Origin of the sequence: Acinetobacter sp. YH12201 (genome assembly GCF_013418145.1) — a bacterium.
GTDB lineage: Bacteria > Pseudomonadota > Gammaproteobacteria > Pseudomonadales > Moraxellaceae > Acinetobacter.
In genome coordinates this window covers 24,065-42,339 of sequence record NZ_VPCP01000009.1, presented here as the reverse complement: position 1 = coordinate 42,339, position 18,275 = coordinate 24,065, and the positions used below count along the sequence as shown (strand labels likewise).

Sequence of the window (18,275 nt, the reverse complement as noted above, 5' to 3'; positions counted from 1 at the left end):
ACTGCCGCATAGGCAGCTTAGAAGTCCTCAACCACACTAATTTGGCCTGAAGTAATGTTCACTGCCGCATAGGCAGCTTAGAAGTTAATAGGCAAGACAAAAAACAAACCGGGTATGTTCACTGCCGCATAGGCAGCTTAGAAGATTATAAGACTGAGTATGTCTATGTACGGGATGTTCACTGCCGCATAGGCAGCTTAGAAGACATACAGCATCACGGAAGCGAGCTTCAGGCTGTTCACTGCCGCATAGGCAGCTTAGAAGTTTTTATGAGCATCAGTTAATCTAGGATCTGAGTTCACTGCCGCATAGGCAGCTTAGAAGTTATCTGTCTCATAGGCTTTTGTAATCGCCATGTTCACTGCCGCATAGGCAGCTTAGAAGTTTTGCTTCGTATCACATCGATATCAATAACAGTTCACTGCCGCATAGGCAGCTTAGAAGAGTTCAACCACGTCGTCATCCATTTTTGAGACGTTCACTGCCGCATAGGCAGCTTAGAAGTGACCCGTCTTTCATTGGTTCAGCTAGTCCCAGTTCACTGCCGCATAGGCAGCTTAGAAGTATCAGCAAGGAATGCCAGAGGTGATTGAACGGTTCACTGCCGCATAGGCAGCTTAGAAGATTGATTAAAGCCTATGGAAATAAACCAAAAGGTTCACTGCCGCATAGGCAGCTTAGAAGTTAATTCAGCAGCACAGATGCGATACTAGAAAGTTCACTGCCGCATAGGCAGCTTAGAAGTTGATATTGCTTTGATATTGACACGTTGCCATGTTCACTGCCGCATAGGCAGCTTAGAAGTTAAAGAGTTAAACAAAGAGAAGGTTTATGTTGTTCACTGCCGCATAGGCAGCTTAGAAGCTTGTGGCTTACATACATCACTACATTGTACGGTTCACTGCCGCATAGGCAGCTTAGAAGTAATATCAGTGTTGCTATACTCATGGTTATACTGTTCACTGCCGCATAGGCAGCTTAGAAGTGATCTTTAATGAGATCAGGGTTTTTCCTTTATGTTCACTGCCGCATAGGCAGCTTAGAAGTCAAGTGAGGGCTTTTAGAATCTGGTTAAGCGGTTCACTGCCGCATAGGCAGCTTAGAAGGTATACGTCTATGTGTCACCCAGATGCGGTATGTTCACTGCCGCATAGGCAGCTTAGAAGAAAGGATCCATCTCCACAAGAAATAGGCAAATGTTCACTGCCGCATAGGCAGCTTAGAAGTTAAAAATGATCTTGATATTGATCTTAAAACCGTTCACTGCCGCATAGGCAGCTTAGAAGTGCTCACGCTCAGCATTTTGATCGATACCTTGGTTCACTGCCGCATAGGCAGCTTAGAAGAATATTAGTCGTAGAGTTCTTAATGCAAAGTGGTTCACTGCCGCATAGGCAGCTTAGAAGTTTCAATTGAAATGCAGACAGCACAACTCGCAGTTCACTGCCGCATAGGCAGCTTAGAAGGGCTCCTGATTCAACCGCTTGTTCACTGCCGCATAGGCAGCTTAGAAGTGATAAATGGTTTTGGCTGGTAATGTTGCAGAGTTCACTGCCGCATAGGCAGCTTAGAAGATAGACTGAATTAGGCAAGCGTCTTAATCGTGGTTCACTGCCGCATAGGCAGCTTAGAAGATACTCGACCTTTTCCGACCAGTTATATTCATGTTCACTGCCGCATAGGCAGCTTAGAAGTTTCTGCTGAAATCAGGCATGTAATGTGGGAAAGTTCACTGCCGCATAGGCAGCTTAGAAGACAATCATGACATGCAGCGAGTTATCGGCAAAGTTCACTGCCGCATAGGCAGCTTAGAAGAGTTTCAGCACATTTATTAAGAAACTTTAAACGTTCACTGCCGCATAGGCAGCTTAGAAGACATAAATTTTAAGGATTGTTTGTTATGAGCCGTTCACTGCCGCATAGGCAGCTTAGAAGAATGCCTTAACTTCTTCTTGAGTTAAAACGCCGTTCACTGCCGCATAGGCAGCTTAGAAAATCTAGGGTGAATAGCACATAAAAAAGGTAAAGTTCACTGCCGTATAGGCAACTTATAAGTATTATTTTCAGTTATACTTATGCAAGCGAGATATTCTGTAAGTAATTCTTGTAATAAAAGCCAATTATCTCGGCAAGATAATTGGCTTAACTGAGAGTTACGCTTGTCCTATTATTCGTTGATCATCCCAATAACACGGTACTACAATCAGATTGTTTTCATGTAACCGTGACCATAATCTTACACCTAAATCCCGCTGCATATTTTGGACTGTGAAATTGGAAATCAGTAGGGTAGATTTCATATTGTCATAACGACTATATAAGACCTTATGCACCATCTCCAGGCGTTTTTCATGCCGGTCATGCAGACCATATTCATCAATTACTAATAAATCAAAACTGGAGAAATGGTCGATGACTTCTTTCTCAGAGCGTGAAGTGTCTGACCAGGTATCCATTATTTTTTGAGCAATTTTTGCACTGGTATAGTAGCGTGCAGATTTTGTACTGTTATGCAGAATGTTGCGAATAATTGATGCACTCAGATGGGTTTTACCTGTACCCGGTGTACCAATCATCAACATATTCGGGTTGTGGTCAGAAATAATCTGCTGTGCAAAGGCCTGACATAGCTTGATGGTATTGTCTTGTGCAGGGCATGTAATTACATAATTCTTGAAGCCACGATCCAGGTAGCGTTTATTGAGCCCTGAATTTTTAATTTTCTGTTGTAGCAATCGCTGTTGCAGTTCATTCTCATAGGCTGCATGTGAGTGATGGACGGTTTCTTTGGCACACAATTTACAGAGCCTGTGACCTGCAATTTCCATCAGGGGTATATGATGGTAGGGCAAAGTGTTTCCGTTGTTTCTGCGCGAAACTGGAGCATTTTAAGCATGGTATTCATGGCTAATCTCCTAAATCCATTTTGAATTTTCTAAAAAATTCTCATTTTTTTCTTCAAAATTTGAAGATGAAGATGAAGATGAAGATGAAGATGAAGATGAAGATGAAGATGAAGATGAAGATGAAGGGCATGGTTCAAGCATGACTTGAGTAATACTCGGGCTCTTCTCAGGAGCTGCTTGAGCATTTACTTTTCGTTGATTAGTTGATGCTTGAGCATTACTTGCGGATTTATTCCAGCGTGCTTGAGCTGCATTTTTAGCTTTATCAGATTTCATTTGCTGATTTTGCAATGCCTGGCTTTTTAAACTGGTTAAAAAACTTGAATGAATCTGCTCAGACTCGACTTCAAACAATTCCAGAGCCATCAGCGTATTCAACAAAGTTTTAGCCTTGGTGTGCTGAGGTAATTTCGTGATGCTACATACAGTAGCTAGGTCATGAGGAATGGCACCATTTTTCCAGAAATCCATCATTAACAGCAGTGCCGCACCAATTTGTTCTGCCGTCATTCGTGCAAATTTTGCCTGTAGGTCGCCAATATAGAGTGGCATCCAAATTGAAATATCTTTATGCATGTGTTCACCTTTTTATAGATATAGAGGGGCTAAGGTCATCGATTGGATGACCTTCTGTCTGTGTTTGTTTTATTAGTGAGCGAGACTCATTAAGCGGAGACGGGCCTGTTGGGCCAAGTCATCGTAATGGGCTTGCCCTTCATCCAACATTCGCTGTAACCAGAGTCTCAACGCCTGGTGATCATCGAAGCATTTATTGATTTCCAACAAAAAAGCTAGATTGTGAAGTTTGGGAATGTGTAGCTCATGGATTAATTCACGAGCGACCATATCTGCTTCAGGGCTGACGACCACACCACCAAAGAAAGCTTTACTATTCATGTGCAAGCTCCTCTGTATTTAGTTTTTCCAGCATGGCTTCAAATGCACTGCCATCGCGGCGCGTAACATTGGGGATGTAACGGCTATAGACCCGGAATAGCATTTCAGTCGTTGAATGTCCCAATTGACGTGCGATCCATTCCGGATTTTCTCCTGCTGACAGCCAAAGAGTTGCTGCTGTATGGCGTGTTTGATAGGCTCTTCTAGACTTCAATCCTAGAAAGCGCAAGATCGGATGCCAGACACGTTTATTCACCAGACGATAATCGAGAGGTCCACCATCACGATTGCAGAAAACAAACTCTGATTTACCATTATTTAAGCTTTTCTGTTGGAGAAAGGCTTGGTAAACGCGGTCATTCATCTGGATCGTGCGGTCAGAACCATAAGTTTTGGTTCCACCAAGCACACCATTCACTAACGCCTCTCTGATATGGATTTCACGACGCTGTAAGTCGATATTTTTCCATTGCAGACCATCGATTTCACTGGTACGCATACCCGTAAAAAAGCGAATGGTGTAATAGGGGCGGAAGTCTTCACGCACTGTGGTAAGAATTTTATGCACCTCTTCCAGAGAAAAAGGTGTGACTTCAATCTTGCTTTCCTTCAGATTGTTAATATTTTTATAAGGCGACTCAAACTCGTATCGTTCAGCCGCATCATTGAGTATCATACGTAAAGGCGTCATGATTTGATTGATCCTCGATGCTTTCAGACTTGTTTGATCTTTTCCGTGTGTCACTTTGGCGAGAGAGGCACGGAAGTTCAGCAAGTCTGACTTCTTGATTTTCGAGAGAACCTGATTACCAAAAGCAGGAATCAAATAGTTTTTGATCACAATTGAAACCTTTTGCTGATATGAGGTTCTCCATTCAACTTGTTTCTGCTTAAACCACAATTCAGTAAACTCTTTAAAAAGAGGAACTTTGGTCTGTACAGCAATTTGCTGACTTCTTTTTTCCTTAAACTCCTCAACACGGTTACTTTTTGGAAAGTACTTTTCGTATTCAAAAGTTCCCAAAGTAATTTCAGCTTCAAGCTGTTCGAGACGTTTTTTCAAAATGCGTCGGTTATAAGCATTGTCTTCAAGATTGGTTGTCTCTCTACAACGAATGCCCATGTAGCGAAAGTCGGCAATCAGTTTGCCACTTCGTTCCCGGATGGTAGCCATCAGTTAAACCTCCTAAGCCTTATTGCAAGGCATCCATGCTTAAACCGGTGAATTTAAGCATTTCAGTTTCAATGCGTTCCCAAACAAAAAGAATTTTTCGACCACCAAAAGGACGGATGTAGTGAACACCTTCAATAAAGACACTGTCCTTCAGTTGGTTGCGGATAGTACGAGCGTCGTACTGGATTTTTTCAGCCAGTTGCTGGGCTGTGAGATAGGTATATGACATAATAGAGCCTCATATTTTTTACTAGGTAACTAGGAAAAATTATTCCTAAGACATAAATTATCATATTTTTATGTTGTTGCAAGTACTTTTTATGATTTAACTAGGAAATTTTATGATTATCTCAAACTTGGCGGTTTTATTAGCAGAAAGGAAACTTAAGGTTGCTGATTTGGTGAGAAGTACTGGAATTAATAAATCTACTTTGCATAAACTTTATAATGATGAATCTGTACGGATTGATTTTGAAACCATTGATAAAATTTGTATTGCATTAGATGTAGAAGTGGGCGATTTATTGATTTTTAAGAAAATTGATAATAATCAAAATGATAATAGCTAGTTTGGTCACAAATGGTCACATCAAAAAGTGAAATGGTCACAAATCTTTGATCGTTTGGTAAAAAACACTTTGTTTGGAAGAGAACAGGGTGATTTTTTGCCTTCAAAAAAGCTCTGAAAGTGGTGATCGATTGAGGACATTTAAGGTCAATTGAGGCCATTTTTATTGTCGTGGGCACGCCATGGTCACATCTTGGTCACAAAATACAAATTACATTAAGAATATTTTTTATTGAATCGAATAACAAAGGAAGAAGGTTTTTTAAAAAAACATAATAAAATCAACATAAAAAAAGCCCCCATCTTTCGATGAGGGCTTTTTGAATCTGGAGCGGGAAAGGAGACTCGAACTCCCGACCCCAACCTTGGCAAGGTTATGCTCTACCAACTGAGCTATTCCCGCGGAGTCTATAAAGTTTTTTAAGTGAAAAAACTAAATGAAAAAATTTTGAGCGGGAAAGGAGACTCGAACTCCCGACCCCAACCTTGGCAAGGTTATGCTCTACCAACTGAGCTATTCCCGCATGCCGTGTATAATACATTATGCAAAAATAGGGTCAATAACTTTGTGAAAAAACTTGCATCAATTGCATAAAATAAAACCATTTTGTGCAAGTTTGCTGATTTTATAAACAAGATAGAGGCTTAAAAAGAAAATTTTATCCTGAAATCCAGGAATGATAGGGTGGACAGGCACGAAGATTGAATCGGAACACGGTATACTGAAGCCAGAAATTGAACTATTTGGGAGTATCTTGATGAATTTAGAACAACAGTTGATTCAACGCCTGCAAGAGTTATCACCAGTTCATTTAGAAGTGGTGAACGAATCATCCGGTCATGGCGGCTATTTCCCGGGTAAAGAATCGCATTTTAAAGTGATTGTGGTGAGTGACATTTTCCAAGGCTTGCGTTTGGTGCAACGTCATCAAAAAATTTATGCAGCAGCAGGGGACTTGCTTGCACCAAGCCGTATTCATGCCCTGGCGATTCATGCTTTTGTGCCATCAGAATGGCAAGGACAAGACACGTCAAGTCCTGAATGTGCACATGCGCCAAAAGCTGAATCATAAGGAAGATTAAACAATGGATATGCAGCTGACGGTAAAAATTGTGCATATGATTGCGGTGACTTTATTGATTGGGGCAATCCTTGCACGTGCTTTTACTTTATTTGTTGGAGTCAACGGCAATCAGCCCAATCCGGTGGCACGAAAATTTCTGGTCGCCTGGCAACATCTTGCCATGACGATTATTGTTTTGACCGGGCTAACTTCATTAGTGATTAAGAATTTTGAAGTACAACCATGGTTTTATGCCAAGATCATCCTGTTTCTGGTGCTGTTTTCTTCCTTGATCAAAGCCTATAAAAAAGATGACAGTATTTTACTGATCCAGCGTCGCGCAGGTTTAATGATTGCAGTGGCTGCACTGATCGCCATTATCGGATTAGTCATGATTAAGCCGAATTTTGGTTGATTGTTAGACATAATTATTCTGGATGCAAGGCATGTAGGTTAAACTGCTCATAGATAACTATAAATGATAGGGGGCTTCCAATGCTGGTACGTGTGGTTTTTAATCAAAAAGGTGGGGTAGGTAAGTCCAGTATTGCCGTCAACCTGGCTGCAATTAGTGCACATCAGGGGTTAAAAACCTTGCTGATTGATCTCGACCCTCAAGCCAATTCTAGTCAATATCTATTAGGGGATGATGCGACCTATACGGTGGATAAACCGGCGCTGGAACCCAATATTGAAAATTATTTTCAGGAAGTGCTGGGGGCAACCCAAAGCAAAGGACTTTTAGGTAATGCCATAGGTTCCATTTTAAAGAATCGGGATAAAGGTCTGGAGCGTTACGTGCACCAATCACCTTTTAAAAATCTGGATGTGATTCCTGCAAGTCCGACTTTGGGTGCACTGGCACATGCTTTGGAGTCAAAACACAAGATTTATAAATTGCGTGATGCCTTGCAACAACTGGAAGGGCAGTATGATCGAGTGTATATCGATACACCACCGGCTTTTAACTTCTTTACCTTATCGGCGCTGATTGCAGCCAGTCGCGTGCTGATTCCTTTTGATTGTGACGTATTTTCAAAACGTGCATTACAAACTCTGATTGAAAATGTTATTGAAACTCAGGATGATCACAATGACCATCTGGAGATTGAAGGGATTGTGGTCAATCAGTTTCAGGCCCAGGCTAAATTACCGCGTGAAGTGGTGCAACAGCTGAAAGATGAAAGCTTGCCGGTGTTAGACAGCATGTTGCCGCCGTCCATTTTAATGAAAGAATCGCATCTTAAAAATCAGCCTTTGATCCATTTGGCGACTGATCATAAATTGACGCAAGCCTATCAATCGTTGTTCAATGAAATTGAGCATATATAAGTATTGAGATTTCTCATGAAAACGATTTATCTAAGCCTTCTTTTGGGAAGTACGGTTTTATTGGCTGCATGTGCAACGACGGTAAAACCGAGTTATGTTTCTCCGACCCAGTATCAAGTGCTCAATTGCCAGCAATTGCAAAGTGAATATAATCGTATTCAGCAATATATCGACAATGGTGTGCAGGCACAAAAACGCACTGGCGTCGGTGTGGGTGTCGGTGTAGGCGGTGGTTGGGGCAGTCATGGCGGCTGGGGAATCGCTCCGAGTGTTTCAGTCAATATGGGACAATCTTCAAATAGCAAAAACACTGAACTGGCACGTCTATTGGGTGAACAGGAAGCTGTGGTTCAGGCGGCAAAATTCAAAAACTGCCCAATTATTGTTCGCAATAAAGTTCAATAATTCATCAATTTATCCTGCTGTTGAGGTGCTGTACCTGACAGCAGGGTGATAAAATATTAGCAAAATGTTTCAATGTAAATATTATTAATATCAATTGGTTGTTGTTTTTTGATGGAATCTTTAAACGCATCAGGTGATGTTTTTTTATCGAGAAATACTTGTCATTTTTTATCGGTTTCATATAAGGTGTGCCCCATCAGGATGGTGATATCAGGTATGTATGATCGAGAGTTGGCTTTTTGTATTGGCAGTGATTGCGGTATTGATGATTCCGGGTCCAACCAATGCATTACTTGCAAGCTCGGCTTATCAACAAGGCATTGCTAAAACCAGTCTGTTTATTCCGGCAAAAATGCTTGGCTATTTTTATGCCATTAATTTGTGGGCATTACTTATTCATTTGTGTGATCCAGTATGGCCGAACTTTATTCATATCCTGCATTTTTGTAGCGCCATTTATGTGAGTTGGATGGCTTTTCATTTGTGGAAAGCATCAGATTTAGAAAAGCATAATCAACGTCATCCTTCGATCCGACCTCGGCAACTGTTTTTTTCTACCTTCAAAAATCCTAAAGCCTTATTATTTGCTGCCGGTGTTTTACCGCTTGAAACCTGGAACAATCCCACCAATTTTATTTTGGTATTTGCAATGTTCAGTCTGGTCCTGTTACCTACTGTGGTGTTCTGGATGTTTTTTGGACGGGCCATTCTGGCGGGTCAGTCCAGACAAATAAAAGCCGATCTGTTATATAAAGGATCGGCTATGTTGCTGATTATGTGTATGTTACCTGTTGTGATTCGCTTCTTTTAATGCGCCTTTTTGAGTTTCTGGCGAATAAAACCAATGATGCCCGGCAAGACACTAATAATAATGATACCAAAAATCAGATGGGTAAAATTCTCTTTGACTATCGGCATATTGCCAAATAAATAGCCCAAAATTACAAAAGAACCGACCCAGCAAATGGCACCAATGACATTAAAGCTGAGGAAATATTTATAATTCATGTGACCTGCACCGGCGACAAACGGGGCAAAAGTACGGGCGAAAGGAATAAAACGGGCAAAAATAATGGTTTTTCCGCCATGTTTTTCAAAGAATTTTTGCGTATAGGTTAAATGCTTTTTATTAATGAACCGTGATTCAATTTCAAAGACACGCGGTCCAATAAATTTACCAATATGATAATTCAGCGTGTCGCCCAATACTGCGGCAGTAAACAGCAAGATGACCAGAATATAAGGATTCATTGCGCCTGTGGATGCTGCTAAGGCTCCTGCTGCGAACAGTAGGCTGTCACCTGGCAGAAACGGCATCACCACCAAACCTGTTTCTACAAAAATAATCAAGAAAAGAATGGCATAAATCCACACGCCGTAATCGGTGATAAATTCGAGCAGATGGGCATCAACGTGTAAGATAAAATCAAGCAGTTCCATGGCGCTACAGACAGCAAAAATGTGCTGAAATCCTAGCAGTCTGGGGCATGAAAGTCAGTACCAAAAAGAAAATTAATTGCATTTTCATCCTTCCCTTTTTTCACAATGATTTATCTTACAAATTATTTATTGACCCCGATAAAAACAGGCTTAGGATGAAGAGGTCATTAAAACAAAAATCAAAAGGTGACCTCATGTTTAATCCGAATATTTTTATAAAAAATCTGCTGCAAGGTCTGCAAACCGATGCCTTTATCGCTTTGGTTGCACGTGTATTGATAGCCTATATTTTTCTGATGTCTGGCTGGATGAAAATCAATGCTTATACTGCAACGGCCGGGTATATGGAATCTAAAGGTGTCCCGGGCAGCCTGCTGCCTTTGAGTATCCTGGTCGTCGCTGGCGGTGGTCTGGCCTTGTTCTTTGGTTTTCAGGCCCGCCTGGCTGCTTTGGGCTTAGCCATTTTTACCTTTATTTGCGGCTTTATTTTCCACGGCACCGGGACACCGGATGATGCCATTCACCTGATGAAAAATATTGCCATGACTGGTGGACTATTGTTCTTGATGTTGCATGGTGCAGGTAAATTCAGTGTAGATGACATGCTAGAGAGATCATCACCAGAATTGAGGAAAATAGAAGGTTGATTCTAGCTTGTACAGGTCTTTTTGTAATTACATAAAACCTGTGCACAGTACATAAAAGCTGCGTACAAATTGCCAGGATTTTGCTTCAATAAAGCTTGATGAAGCTACCAAAGTGGAGTCAGTCATGAAGCAAATGTTATGGGTAATTTTTATCTCTGGTGTAATGTTTTCTACAGCATCTTGGGCGGGTAAAAGTGATCAGATGATCGTGAATGAAGCTGCCCAAAATGCGGTAACGGTTGCAGAAGCAAAACAACTGGCAGATGAAACTGCAGTGACCTTGTCTGGAATCATTGTCAAACGAATACGGGGCGATCATTTTGAGCTCAAAGATGGTTCCGGTTCAATTGACATTGATGTCGATGATGATTTTTGGAAACCGATGGGCTTAAAGGCCGGTGATCAGGTGAAGGTCATGGGTGAAGTGGATACTCAAAGTGATCAATCCACCAACATCGATGTTGTTAAAATAGCAAAACTGGTAAATCCAAAGGATAAATGGCTTTGGTATAATCAGAACTAAGCTGCAAAATTTGACTTAATCACCAAAGTCCTAGAGAGCATACGACAAGGTCTAAACAGATGAGGTCGATATCCATCATGATGAAATTGAAGGATATCTAAATCGTGAAAATAGAAAAATGGCAATATAAATAAGGCATCTGACGGGTGCCTTGTTGTGCCAGAAATATAATGCAATCAACGAATTGAAAGCCTTGTGCGAATAGTGTGCTTAATGCGCCGAAAAATGATAGAATGCAGCGCTTATTTCGTTTGCCTTGCATAGTTGTTTGTCATGACTACCAATACTCAAATCACTGAAGACCGCATCCTGATTCTGGATTTCGGTTCTCAATACAGTCAGCTGATTGCACGTCGTGTACGTGAAGCTGGCGTATATTCTGAAATGTATGCCTATGACATGTCTGAAGAAGACATTCGCGCATTTAAACCAAACGGTATCATCTTGTCGGGTGGTCCGGAAAGTGTTCATGAAGAAGGTAGTCCACGTGCACCTGAAGTTGTATTCAACCTGGGCGTACCTGTATTGGGTATTTGCTACGGCTTGCAAACCATGTCCGAACAGCTTGGTGGTAAAGTAGAGCCAGGTACCGTGCATGAGTTTGGTTATGCTGCGGTAGACGTTTTGGTTCGTGACCAGCTTCTGGGCAATTTAGACGATGGTGAAAACAAACTCAATGTTTGGATGAGCCATGGTGATAAAGTGAGTGCAATTCCGGAAGGTTTCCAGGTGACTGCCAGTACACCAAGCTGTCCATTTGCAGCAGTAAGCGATGAAAAACGCCGTTTCTATGGCGTGCAGTTCCACCCGGAAGTGACCCATACTGCAAAAGGTGCCGAGTTATTGTCTAACTTTGTACACAGCATTTGTGGTTGCCGTAATCTTTGGAACTCGGAAAACATCATCGACCTGCGTGTTGAACAGTTACGTGAACAGATTGGCGATCAAAAAGTATTGCTTGGTCTTTCAGGTGGCGTAGATTCATCTGTAGTTGCTGCGCTTCTTCATAAAGCCATTGGCGATCAATTGACTTGCGTATTCGTAGATAATGGCTTACTTCGTTTGAACGAAGGCGAGCAAGTGATGGATATGTTTGCGAAAAACATGGGTATCCGTGTAATTCGTGCCGATGCTGAAAACCGTTTCTTGTCCGCTCTCGCAGGTGAAGTTGACCCTGAGAAAAAACGTAAAATCATTGGTCGTGAATTCATTGAAGTGTTTGCTGAAGAAGCACGTAAACTTGATGGCGTAAATTTCCTTGCACAAGGCACAATTTACCCGGACGTGATTGAATCAGCTGCAACTAAAAACGGTAAGGCACACGTAATTAAATCACACCACAATGTGGGCGGTTTACCAGAAGATTTAGCCTTTGAACTGGTTGAGCCAATCCGTGACCTGTTTAAAGATGAAGTACGCCGTTTAGGTACTACTTTAGGTTTGCCACACGAAATGCTTTATCGTCATCCATTCCCGGGTCCAGGTTTGGGCGTGCGTATTTTGGGTGAAGTGAAAAAAGAATATGCCGACATTCTTCGTCTGGCTGATGACATCTTCATGCAAGAACTTCGTGCCAGCGGTTGGTATGACAAAACTGCTCAAGCCTTCGCTGTATTCCAACCGGTTAAATCTGTTGGTGTAGTGGGCGATGGCCGTCGTTATGCATGGGTAATTGCACTTCGTGCCGTTGAAACTGTGGACTTTATGACAGCACGTTTCGCGCATCTTCCATATGAACTGGTAGACAAGATTTCAACGCGTATCATGAACGAAATCAAAGATGTTTCACGTGTGGTTTATGACGTGTCATCTAAGCCACCAGCAACGATTGAATGGGAGTAACTTTCAGCATAGCTGAAAGTCTTGCGAGGTGACAAAGCAGTGCTTTGTTATTTCACCTCTCAGGGTTTCAGGAAGCACTGCTTCCTGCCTAAATTACGCCATGAGCAAAATTAAAAGCATTGCTTTGAATTTTGTGCAAGATGCGCGCGGCAGTTTAGAAACCTAGAATTGTTCCAATAAAAAGAGCGCTTAGGCGCTCTTTTTTACATTTTAAAAAATTAATCTATTGAAGAATAGGAATAAATATTTTGAGCCACTAAATTCGGCTTGAGTATGCAAGTCGAGCGCAGTTTTCATATTTATAAAATAGACCAAGACCGTTTCGATGAGGATAATTTCTAATTATTCATGGGTATAAATCGCCACCTGATTGCGTCCATTTTTCTTGGCTTGGTAGAGTGCAATATCGGCATTTTTAATCAGCAGGTTTAAATCACTTTGATTCGGCTGCAGTTGAGATACCCCAATCGACACACTGAAATTAAAAAAGCACTTATCTTTAACACAAATTTGATGGCTTTCAATTTTTTGGCATAAGCGGTTGGCAATATTCATCGCATCTTCCAGTGTGGTATCGGGTAGCAAAGCAATAAATTCTTCCCCCCCAAAACGGGCCAGTACATCGCTATGACGCATTTCCCGGCGAGTAATATCAGCCAGTACCCGCAGCACTTCATCTCCAACATCATGACCATAGGTATCATTAATATTCTTAAAAAAGTCGATATCAAACATCAATAGACAGGTTAAATTATATTTGGGCCATTGCTGTATGTTCTGTTCGGCCAGTTGTAAAAATTGTCGGCGGTTATATAGCTGGGTCAGTTCATCCGTATGCGCCATTTCAGTTAAGGTGTAATAGTTCCAGTCATTGAGTAACACCCGCAAAAAATTACGTTTTGAATTTAAGGTGTTATTCCAGCTGATATACATGCTGAGCAATAAAACCGGCGCGTAAATGAGTGAAAATAAAATCAGTTCCTGGACGCTGACTAACCTGAATACGCCATTAAAAATCACCGCACTAATCAGCAGGGAACTAAAAATGGAATTACGAAAAGATACCTGTATGCATAAATTGCCCAATAAAATAAAAATGATGCTGGCGTAGAGATACGTATTCACAACGGGACTATGTGATAAATACAGCAGTTCAAGCCATATTGCAGCTGCAGCTGCAACAGATGCTGGCAGCAGGCTATCCAGAATTTTAATATTCTTGCAGTAGCGGAAAGCCAGCCAGTTGACCGACAGTGCCAAGATGACAAGACTGAGCCGTGCAATACCGGACAGCATGCCAATGTCCGGTAATAAAACCCAATCGACAAAGAAATAGCTTAAAAAAGTCAGCTGACCAATAAAATTGACGCATTTTAAAAACTGTCGTTGGTGCTTATTTTGATAATCCAGATAGTATTGTTGAAATTGTTCCGGAATACGGGTGCTAGGATGTTCTAGTTGGTGTTCTATCTGTTTTTGATTGGCGAGCGTACACAGCTGCTTGGGTAAAATGGCAGTTCCGATATTGGAATATTTATCTTCATTGTTCCCGATATGATTATATTCTTGATTTTCAGAGTAATGAAAATTTTCCTGCTGTCCTTGGGACATGATTATCCTCTTCTATAGCAGATTGGTCAGGGAGAAATAGTATGCTGAGGAAAAATATCTGTATACAGAAGACTGGGTAAGTCATCGCTATAATTGTGACAAAAAATTTTTTTCCTATAAAATTCATATGAATAGGGTAAAAATAGTCAATCATTTATCGCGTTTAGGCCTTGTTTTATGAAGAAAATTTCAAAAATAATATTGTCCTGTCCATAGTATTCAGCGTACTAACTTTAACTATAGGCTGAATGATGAAGAGTCTATATGATTGATAACAATAGGTAGGACTTACAAGAACAGTCGTGTTCATGAAATTCAGGATAGTCATATGACCAATAGCAGCTATACAGAGCTTTCCAATTCGGACGATTGTGAAAAATACGTAAACCGCTTTATTCAGGAATTTCCTTTGCGTAGTGCGGAAATTGGACAGGGCACGGTGATTAAGCGCGCCTTGCCCAGTCGCCATAAGCGTTTAATTGGGGCATGGTGCTTTCTGGATCATGCGGGTCCCGTGACTTTTCCTCAAGGTGATGGTCTGGATGTAGGACCGCATCCGCATATTGGTTTGCAGACTTTTACCTGGATGATTGAAGGTACAATGATGCATACCGACAGCTTGGGTAGCAAACAGCTGATTCGTCCCAAACAGGTCAATTTAATGACCGCAGGATATGGCATTTCCCATACTGAAGTGGCACCGGAAACCGAAACCCATATGCACGCTGCACAGCTCTGGATTGCCTTGCCGGATGACAAGATTAATATGGCGCCGCGTTTTGATCATTATCCGGAACTGCCGGTGGTGGAAAAAGATCAGGTTGAATTTACCGTACTGGTGGGGGAGTTCTTGCAAACCCGGTCCCCGGTTGCGGTGCATAGCGAATTGCTGGGTGTGGATTTAACTGCACAGGAATCCACCACCACCCGAATTCAACTGAATCCGGAATTTGAATATGGTTTTATGGTGCTGGAGGGGGCTGCTGAAGTCAACGGTCATGAACTGACAGACGACAACATGGTCGTGCTTGAACCAGGCATGACTGAAATTGAAATCCGCTTACATAAAGGCAGTCGAGTACTGTTGTTGGGTGGTGAACCTTTCGAGTCACCGATATTACTGTGGTGGAACTTTGTCGGGCGGACTCAGGAAGAGCTTTGCCAAGCCCGTGACCAGTGGATGAATCAGGATGACCGTTTTGGCACCATTCCTGACTATCTGGGACCTCGCCTGGAAGCACCTGCATTCCCCAATAAAATGCGAGCCTCAAAATAACAATAAAATTCAGGATGTTTGAATATGGCCATTATTGCAAATGCAGAAGTACAGAGCCTGGATGAACCTTGGTCAGGCGAAGTGAAAAGTGGCAAACACCAGTTTATGACGGATAAACCTGAATTCTTGGGCGGGCAAGATCAGGGTCCTGCACCTTATGATTTTATTTGTTCCGGACTGGTTTCTTGCACCATGATTACTTTGCGCATGTATGCCAGTCATAAAGATATAGAACTCGGTCAATTTTCTGTAGAAGCCGATTTTAATGTCAATAAAGAAGGTAAAGAATCGATTGAGCGTCGCTTGTCTTTTGCTCAGCCCTTATCGGATGAACTGAAACAAAAACTTTTAGACATCAGCAGTAAAACACCAGTCACCAAGACACTGTTACGCAGTCTGGACATTAAGACGGTTCTGCTTTAAATCCATGATCCGATAGTCATGACATTGTCTACAAAGCAGAATGTCATTTTTCCAGTAGATCGGTCATGATCAAAATATAAAAATAGAGGTCAAAAAAATAATGATTACACTGCACCATTTAGATCAATCGCGTTCTTTTCGAATTTTATGGGCTTTGGAAGAACTGGCTCAAGATTATCAGGTCAAGTTTTATAAACGTTTACCTACTTTTGCGGCACCACCTGAATTAAAACTGGTTCATCCCTTGGCTAAAGTACCGATCTTGACTGATGAGGACCAGACTATTGTTGAATCGGCAGTGATTTTGCAGCATTTGCAAGAAAGTTATGATACAGCGCAGAAATTTAAGCCGAAGGCCAAAAAAGACCAGCAACAATACCGCTACTGGATGCACTATGCCGAAGGCTCCTTAATGCCGTTATTGCTGATGCAACTGGTGATGAACAATGTACCGAAACGTGTACCCTGGCTGATTAAGCCAGTGGCACATAAAATTACTTCTGGCGTGAAGGCGGGATTTATTCATCCGCGTTTAAAAGATCATATTGCTTATCTGGAAGATTACTTGTCCACGCATGAGTATTTTGCCGGAACATTTTCTTTTGCCGATATTCAGATGTGGTTTCCACTCGATGCCATTCAATCCAGAACATCCGGTTCATATCCCAATATAACCAAATATCTGAAACGTCTTGAGGAACGGCCTGCTTTTCAGCGAGCCAGGTTCAAGGAACAAAGCCTGACTTAAAACAGGTAGGTGGCCTGTTTTAGATCAAGGTTAAAATAGGCAGGTCTAGCAGAGTTTGTACAGGCGTTCTTTAGGGAAAATGACTTTAAAAGTCGAGCCTTCATTCTCTTTGGATTCAATTTCCAGATGTGCGCCGTGTTGCATCAACACATGTTTGACAATAGCCAGACCTAAGCCAGTGCCACCGGTTTGACGGCTACGCGCACTATCCACACGATAGAAACGTTCGGTTAAACGTGGCAAATGTTTGGGGTCAATCCCGATGCCGGTATCTTGAACGGTAAAGATACCGTGTTCACCGTCATCATGCCAGCCCATGGTAATGGTTCCACCTTTAGGGGTGTACTTAATGGCATTGGTAATCAGGTTGCTAAAGGCACTGGCCAGCTCGGTCTCGGAACCGATCAGGTCACAATGACTGTCAATGTTGAGATTGAGCGCATGGTGATAGTCGACATTATAGGCTTGTGCGTCATCAAACAGCTGGTTCATCAGACTTGGCATTTCAATAATCTGGTTTTTCGCGATTTTTTTGTCATTTTCTAAACGCGACAATAGCAATAGATCATTCACCAAGGCATTCATTCGCTTGGTTTGCGCCTGCATCTGGTCGAAGGCACGTTTCCAGCGCGGGTTTAAATCTTCCTGATCGGTAAAGGTTTCAATATAACCGCTGAGTACGGTAAGCGGGGTACGTAATTCATGGGAAATATTGTCGACAAAGTCTGTGCGCATCTGTTCCAGATTATGCATGCGGGTCACGTCATAAGCCACCAGTAAGCGGCTTTCCCCACCAAAGCGGGTCATTTTGACTTGTACATAATGGTCTTCAAAGGCCGAAGATTTCATTTTCAGGCCATCGGGTGCTTCGTCAATATGGTTAAAATATTCAATAAAACTGGGCTGGCGCAGAATGGTTAAAATATTGCGACCGCGATCTAGCGGTTGAATACCCAGGAGTTTTTCTGCGGCCGGATTCCACCATTCAATCTGGTGCAGATCATCAATTAGTACCACCGCTTCAGCCAGCGCCACCAGTGAAGATTGCGCCCGATCAATCAGGCCGACCATTTCTGCCTGAACAATACGCTCCTGACGCTGCGAACGATAGACATTAAACAGCAAGGCTCCCCAGATGCCATTTAAACTGGGTGGCACATCATAAGGACGGTTGGAAATCCATTCATTGACCAGATACAGTGAACGCAATTGCAAGGCAAAAAACACCGTAAGGGCGATGAGAATAAAAATCCAGAAATACCCAATCCCTAAACCGATTAAACCTGCGATCAGCAATAAAAAGGCCAGCAGACGTAAATCTTGCTTGGCAAAAGTCCATAAACTGCTGTAACGAAACTGTTTATGTTCTCGCGCAAGTTCCGGGACGGGGTAGGGTTCATACATAAAATATAGTTGACC

Annotated in this window: 19 protein-coding genes, 2 tRNA genes, 2 pseudogenes and 1 CRISPR repeat array (1 of these 24 cut by a window edge); of the genes and pseudogenes, 13 read left to right on the top strand and 10 right to left on the bottom strand. The window is 42.0% G+C overall.

Annotated features, from left to right (window positions below; all coding sequences use genetic code 11):
• Nucleotides 1-2,055: a CRISPR direct-repeat array (repeat unit 28 nt; unit sequence GTTCACTGCCGCATAGGCAGCTTAGAAG); it reaches 6,251 nt to the left of the window's first position.
• A 98-nt stretch (nt 2,056-2,153) separates the two neighbouring features.
• The 5 genes and pseudogenes from FTU91_RS03555 to FTU91_RS03535 all read right to left on the bottom strand — a co-directional run bounded on the left by FTU91_RS03555 (nt 2,154) and on the right by FTU91_RS03535 (nt 5,206).
• Nucleotides 2,154-2,905: pseudogene (locus FTU91_RS03555) on the bottom strand (ATP-binding protein).
• Nucleotides 2,906-2,915: 10 nt separating this feature from the next.
• Complete coding sequence (locus tag FTU91_RS03550; RefSeq protein ID WP_180080983.1) at nt 2,916-3,482, bottom strand: DUF1376 domain-containing protein; 567 nt, start codon at nt 3,480-3,482, stop codon at nt 2,916-2,918.
• Between the two features lie 72 nt (nt 3,483-3,554).
• Nucleotides 3,555-3,803 (bottom strand): hypothetical protein, encoded by a 249-nt coding sequence (locus FTU91_RS03545; RefSeq protein ID WP_004895356.1) that lies wholly within the window; start codon nt 3,801-3,803, stop codon nt 3,555-3,557.
• Complete coding sequence (locus FTU91_RS03540; protein ID WP_005094618.1) at nt 3,796-4,977, bottom strand: site-specific integrase; 1,182 nt, start codon at nt 4,975-4,977, stop codon at nt 3,796-3,798. Before FTU91_RS03540 ends, FTU91_RS03545 begins: the two co-directional genes overlap by 8 nt.
• 19 nt (nt 4,978-4,996) lie before the next feature.
• Nucleotides 4,997-5,206: a hypothetical protein gene (locus FTU91_RS03535; RefSeq protein WP_000122748.1), complete on the bottom strand. Its 210-nt coding sequence runs from the start codon at nt 5,204-5,206 to the stop codon at nt 4,997-4,999.
• A 112-nt stretch (nt 5,207-5,318) separates the two neighbouring features.
• Here FTU91_RS03535 and FTU91_RS03530 point away from each other — a divergent pair, with 112 nt between their 5' ends.
• Nucleotides 5,319-5,546 (top strand): helix-turn-helix transcriptional regulator, encoded by a 228-nt coding sequence (locus FTU91_RS03530; RefSeq protein WP_005094613.1) that lies wholly within the window; start codon nt 5,319-5,321, stop codon nt 5,544-5,546.
• A 326-nt stretch (nt 5,547-5,872) separates the two neighbouring features.
• Here FTU91_RS03530 and FTU91_RS03525 read toward each other — a convergent pair.
• Nucleotides 5,873-5,948 (bottom strand) — tRNA-Gly (locus tag FTU91_RS03525).
• Nucleotides 5,949-5,996: 48 nt separating this feature from the next.
• Nucleotides 5,997-6,069, bottom strand: a tRNA-Gly gene (locus tag FTU91_RS03520).
• A gap of 234 nt (nt 6,070-6,303) precedes the next feature.
• Here FTU91_RS03520 and FTU91_RS03515 point away from each other — a divergent pair.
• The 5 genes from FTU91_RS03515 (at nt 6,304) to FTU91_RS03495 (ending at nt 9,157) form a co-directional block, all read left to right on the top strand.
• Nucleotides 6,304-6,618, top strand: coding sequence for a BolA family transcriptional regulator (locus FTU91_RS03515; protein WP_166169801.1), 315 nt, complete (start codon nt 6,304-6,306; stop codon nt 6,616-6,618).
• A 13-nt stretch (nt 6,619-6,631) separates the two neighbouring features.
• Complete coding sequence (locus tag FTU91_RS03510) at nt 6,632-7,024, top strand: SirB2 family protein (RefSeq protein ID WP_180080981.1); 393 nt, start codon at nt 6,632-6,634, stop codon at nt 7,022-7,024.
• An 80-nt stretch (nt 7,025-7,104) separates the two neighbouring features.
• Nucleotides 7,105-7,941 (top strand): ParA family protein, encoded by an 837-nt coding sequence (locus tag FTU91_RS03505; protein ID WP_180080979.1) that lies wholly within the window; start codon nt 7,105-7,107, stop codon nt 7,939-7,941.
• A 15-nt stretch (nt 7,942-7,956) separates the two neighbouring features.
• Nucleotides 7,957-8,346 (top strand): hypothetical protein, encoded by a 390-nt coding sequence (locus FTU91_RS03500; RefSeq protein WP_180080977.1) that lies wholly within the window; start codon nt 7,957-7,959, stop codon nt 8,344-8,346.
• Nucleotides 8,347-8,566: 220 nt separating this feature from the next.
• Complete coding sequence (locus FTU91_RS03495) at nt 8,567-9,157, top strand: LysE family translocator (protein WP_166169809.1); 591 nt, start codon at nt 8,567-8,569, stop codon at nt 9,155-9,157.
• On the opposite strand, the gene FTU91_RS03490 is transcribed toward FTU91_RS03495, so the two are convergent.
• Entirely contained in the window at nt 9,154-9,786 is a 633-nt protein-coding gene (locus tag FTU91_RS03490) for a DedA family protein (protein ID WP_180080975.1), read from the bottom strand. The two genes, FTU91_RS03495 and FTU91_RS03490, sit on opposite strands and share 4 nt — an antisense overlap.
• Before the next feature lie 194 nt (nt 9,787-9,980).
• On the opposite strand from FTU91_RS03490, the gene FTU91_RS03485 reads away from it, so the two are divergent.
• From FTU91_RS03485 to FTU91_RS16530, 4 genes and pseudogenes are all read left to right on the top strand, one after another.
• A complete protein-coding gene (locus FTU91_RS03485) occupies nt 9,981-10,433 on the top strand; it encodes a DoxX family protein (RefSeq protein WP_166169813.1) in 453 nt (150 codons plus the stop codon).
• A gap of 124 nt (nt 10,434-10,557) precedes the next feature.
• Complete coding sequence (locus FTU91_RS03480; protein WP_180080973.1) at nt 10,558-10,956, top strand: NirD/YgiW/YdeI family stress tolerance protein; 399 nt, start codon at nt 10,558-10,560, stop codon at nt 10,954-10,956.
• A gap of 273 nt (nt 10,957-11,229) precedes the next feature.
• Nucleotides 11,230-12,798: a glutamine-hydrolyzing GMP synthase gene (gene guaA, locus FTU91_RS03475; RefSeq protein ID WP_180080971.1), complete on the top strand. Its 1,569-nt coding sequence runs from the start codon at nt 11,230-11,232 to the stop codon at nt 12,796-12,798.
• Nucleotides 12,799-13,056: 258 nt separating this feature from the next.
• Nucleotides 13,057-13,140 (top strand): annotated as a pseudogene (locus FTU91_RS16530) (restriction endonuclease); the annotation flags it as partial.
• Here FTU91_RS16530 and FTU91_RS03470 read toward each other — a convergent pair.
• Complete coding sequence (locus FTU91_RS03470; protein WP_180080969.1) at nt 13,141-14,409, bottom strand: GGDEF domain-containing protein; 1,269 nt, start codon at nt 14,407-14,409, stop codon at nt 13,141-13,143.
• A 328-nt stretch (nt 14,410-14,737) separates the two neighbouring features.
• Here FTU91_RS03470 and FTU91_RS03465 point away from each other — a divergent pair, with 328 nt between their 5' ends.
• From FTU91_RS03465 to FTU91_RS03455, 3 genes are all read left to right on the top strand, one after another.
• The gene (locus FTU91_RS03465; protein WP_180080967.1) at nt 14,738-15,685 is read left to right on the top strand and encodes a pirin family protein; all 948 of its coding nucleotides are present in this window, start codon (nt 14,738-14,740) and stop codon (nt 15,683-15,685) included.
• 24 nt (nt 15,686-15,709) lie between these two features.
• The gene (locus tag FTU91_RS03460) at nt 15,710-16,108 is read left to right on the top strand and encodes an OsmC family protein (protein ID WP_180080965.1); all 399 of its coding nucleotides are present in this window, start codon (nt 15,710-15,712) and stop codon (nt 16,106-16,108) included.
• Between the two features lie 100 nt (nt 16,109-16,208).
• Entirely contained in the window at nt 16,209-16,856 is a 648-nt protein-coding gene (locus FTU91_RS03455; RefSeq protein WP_180080963.1) for a glutathione S-transferase, read from the top strand.
• 45 nt (nt 16,857-16,901) lie between these two features.
• On the opposite strand, the gene phoR is transcribed toward FTU91_RS03455, so the two are convergent.
• On the bottom strand, nt 16,902-18,260 hold the full coding sequence (gene phoR / locus FTU91_RS03450) for a phosphate regulon sensor histidine kinase PhoR (protein ID WP_086196671.1): 1,359 nt from the start codon (nt 18,258-18,260) through the stop codon (nt 16,902-16,904).
• Between the last annotated feature and the right edge of the window lie 15 nt (nt 18,261-18,275).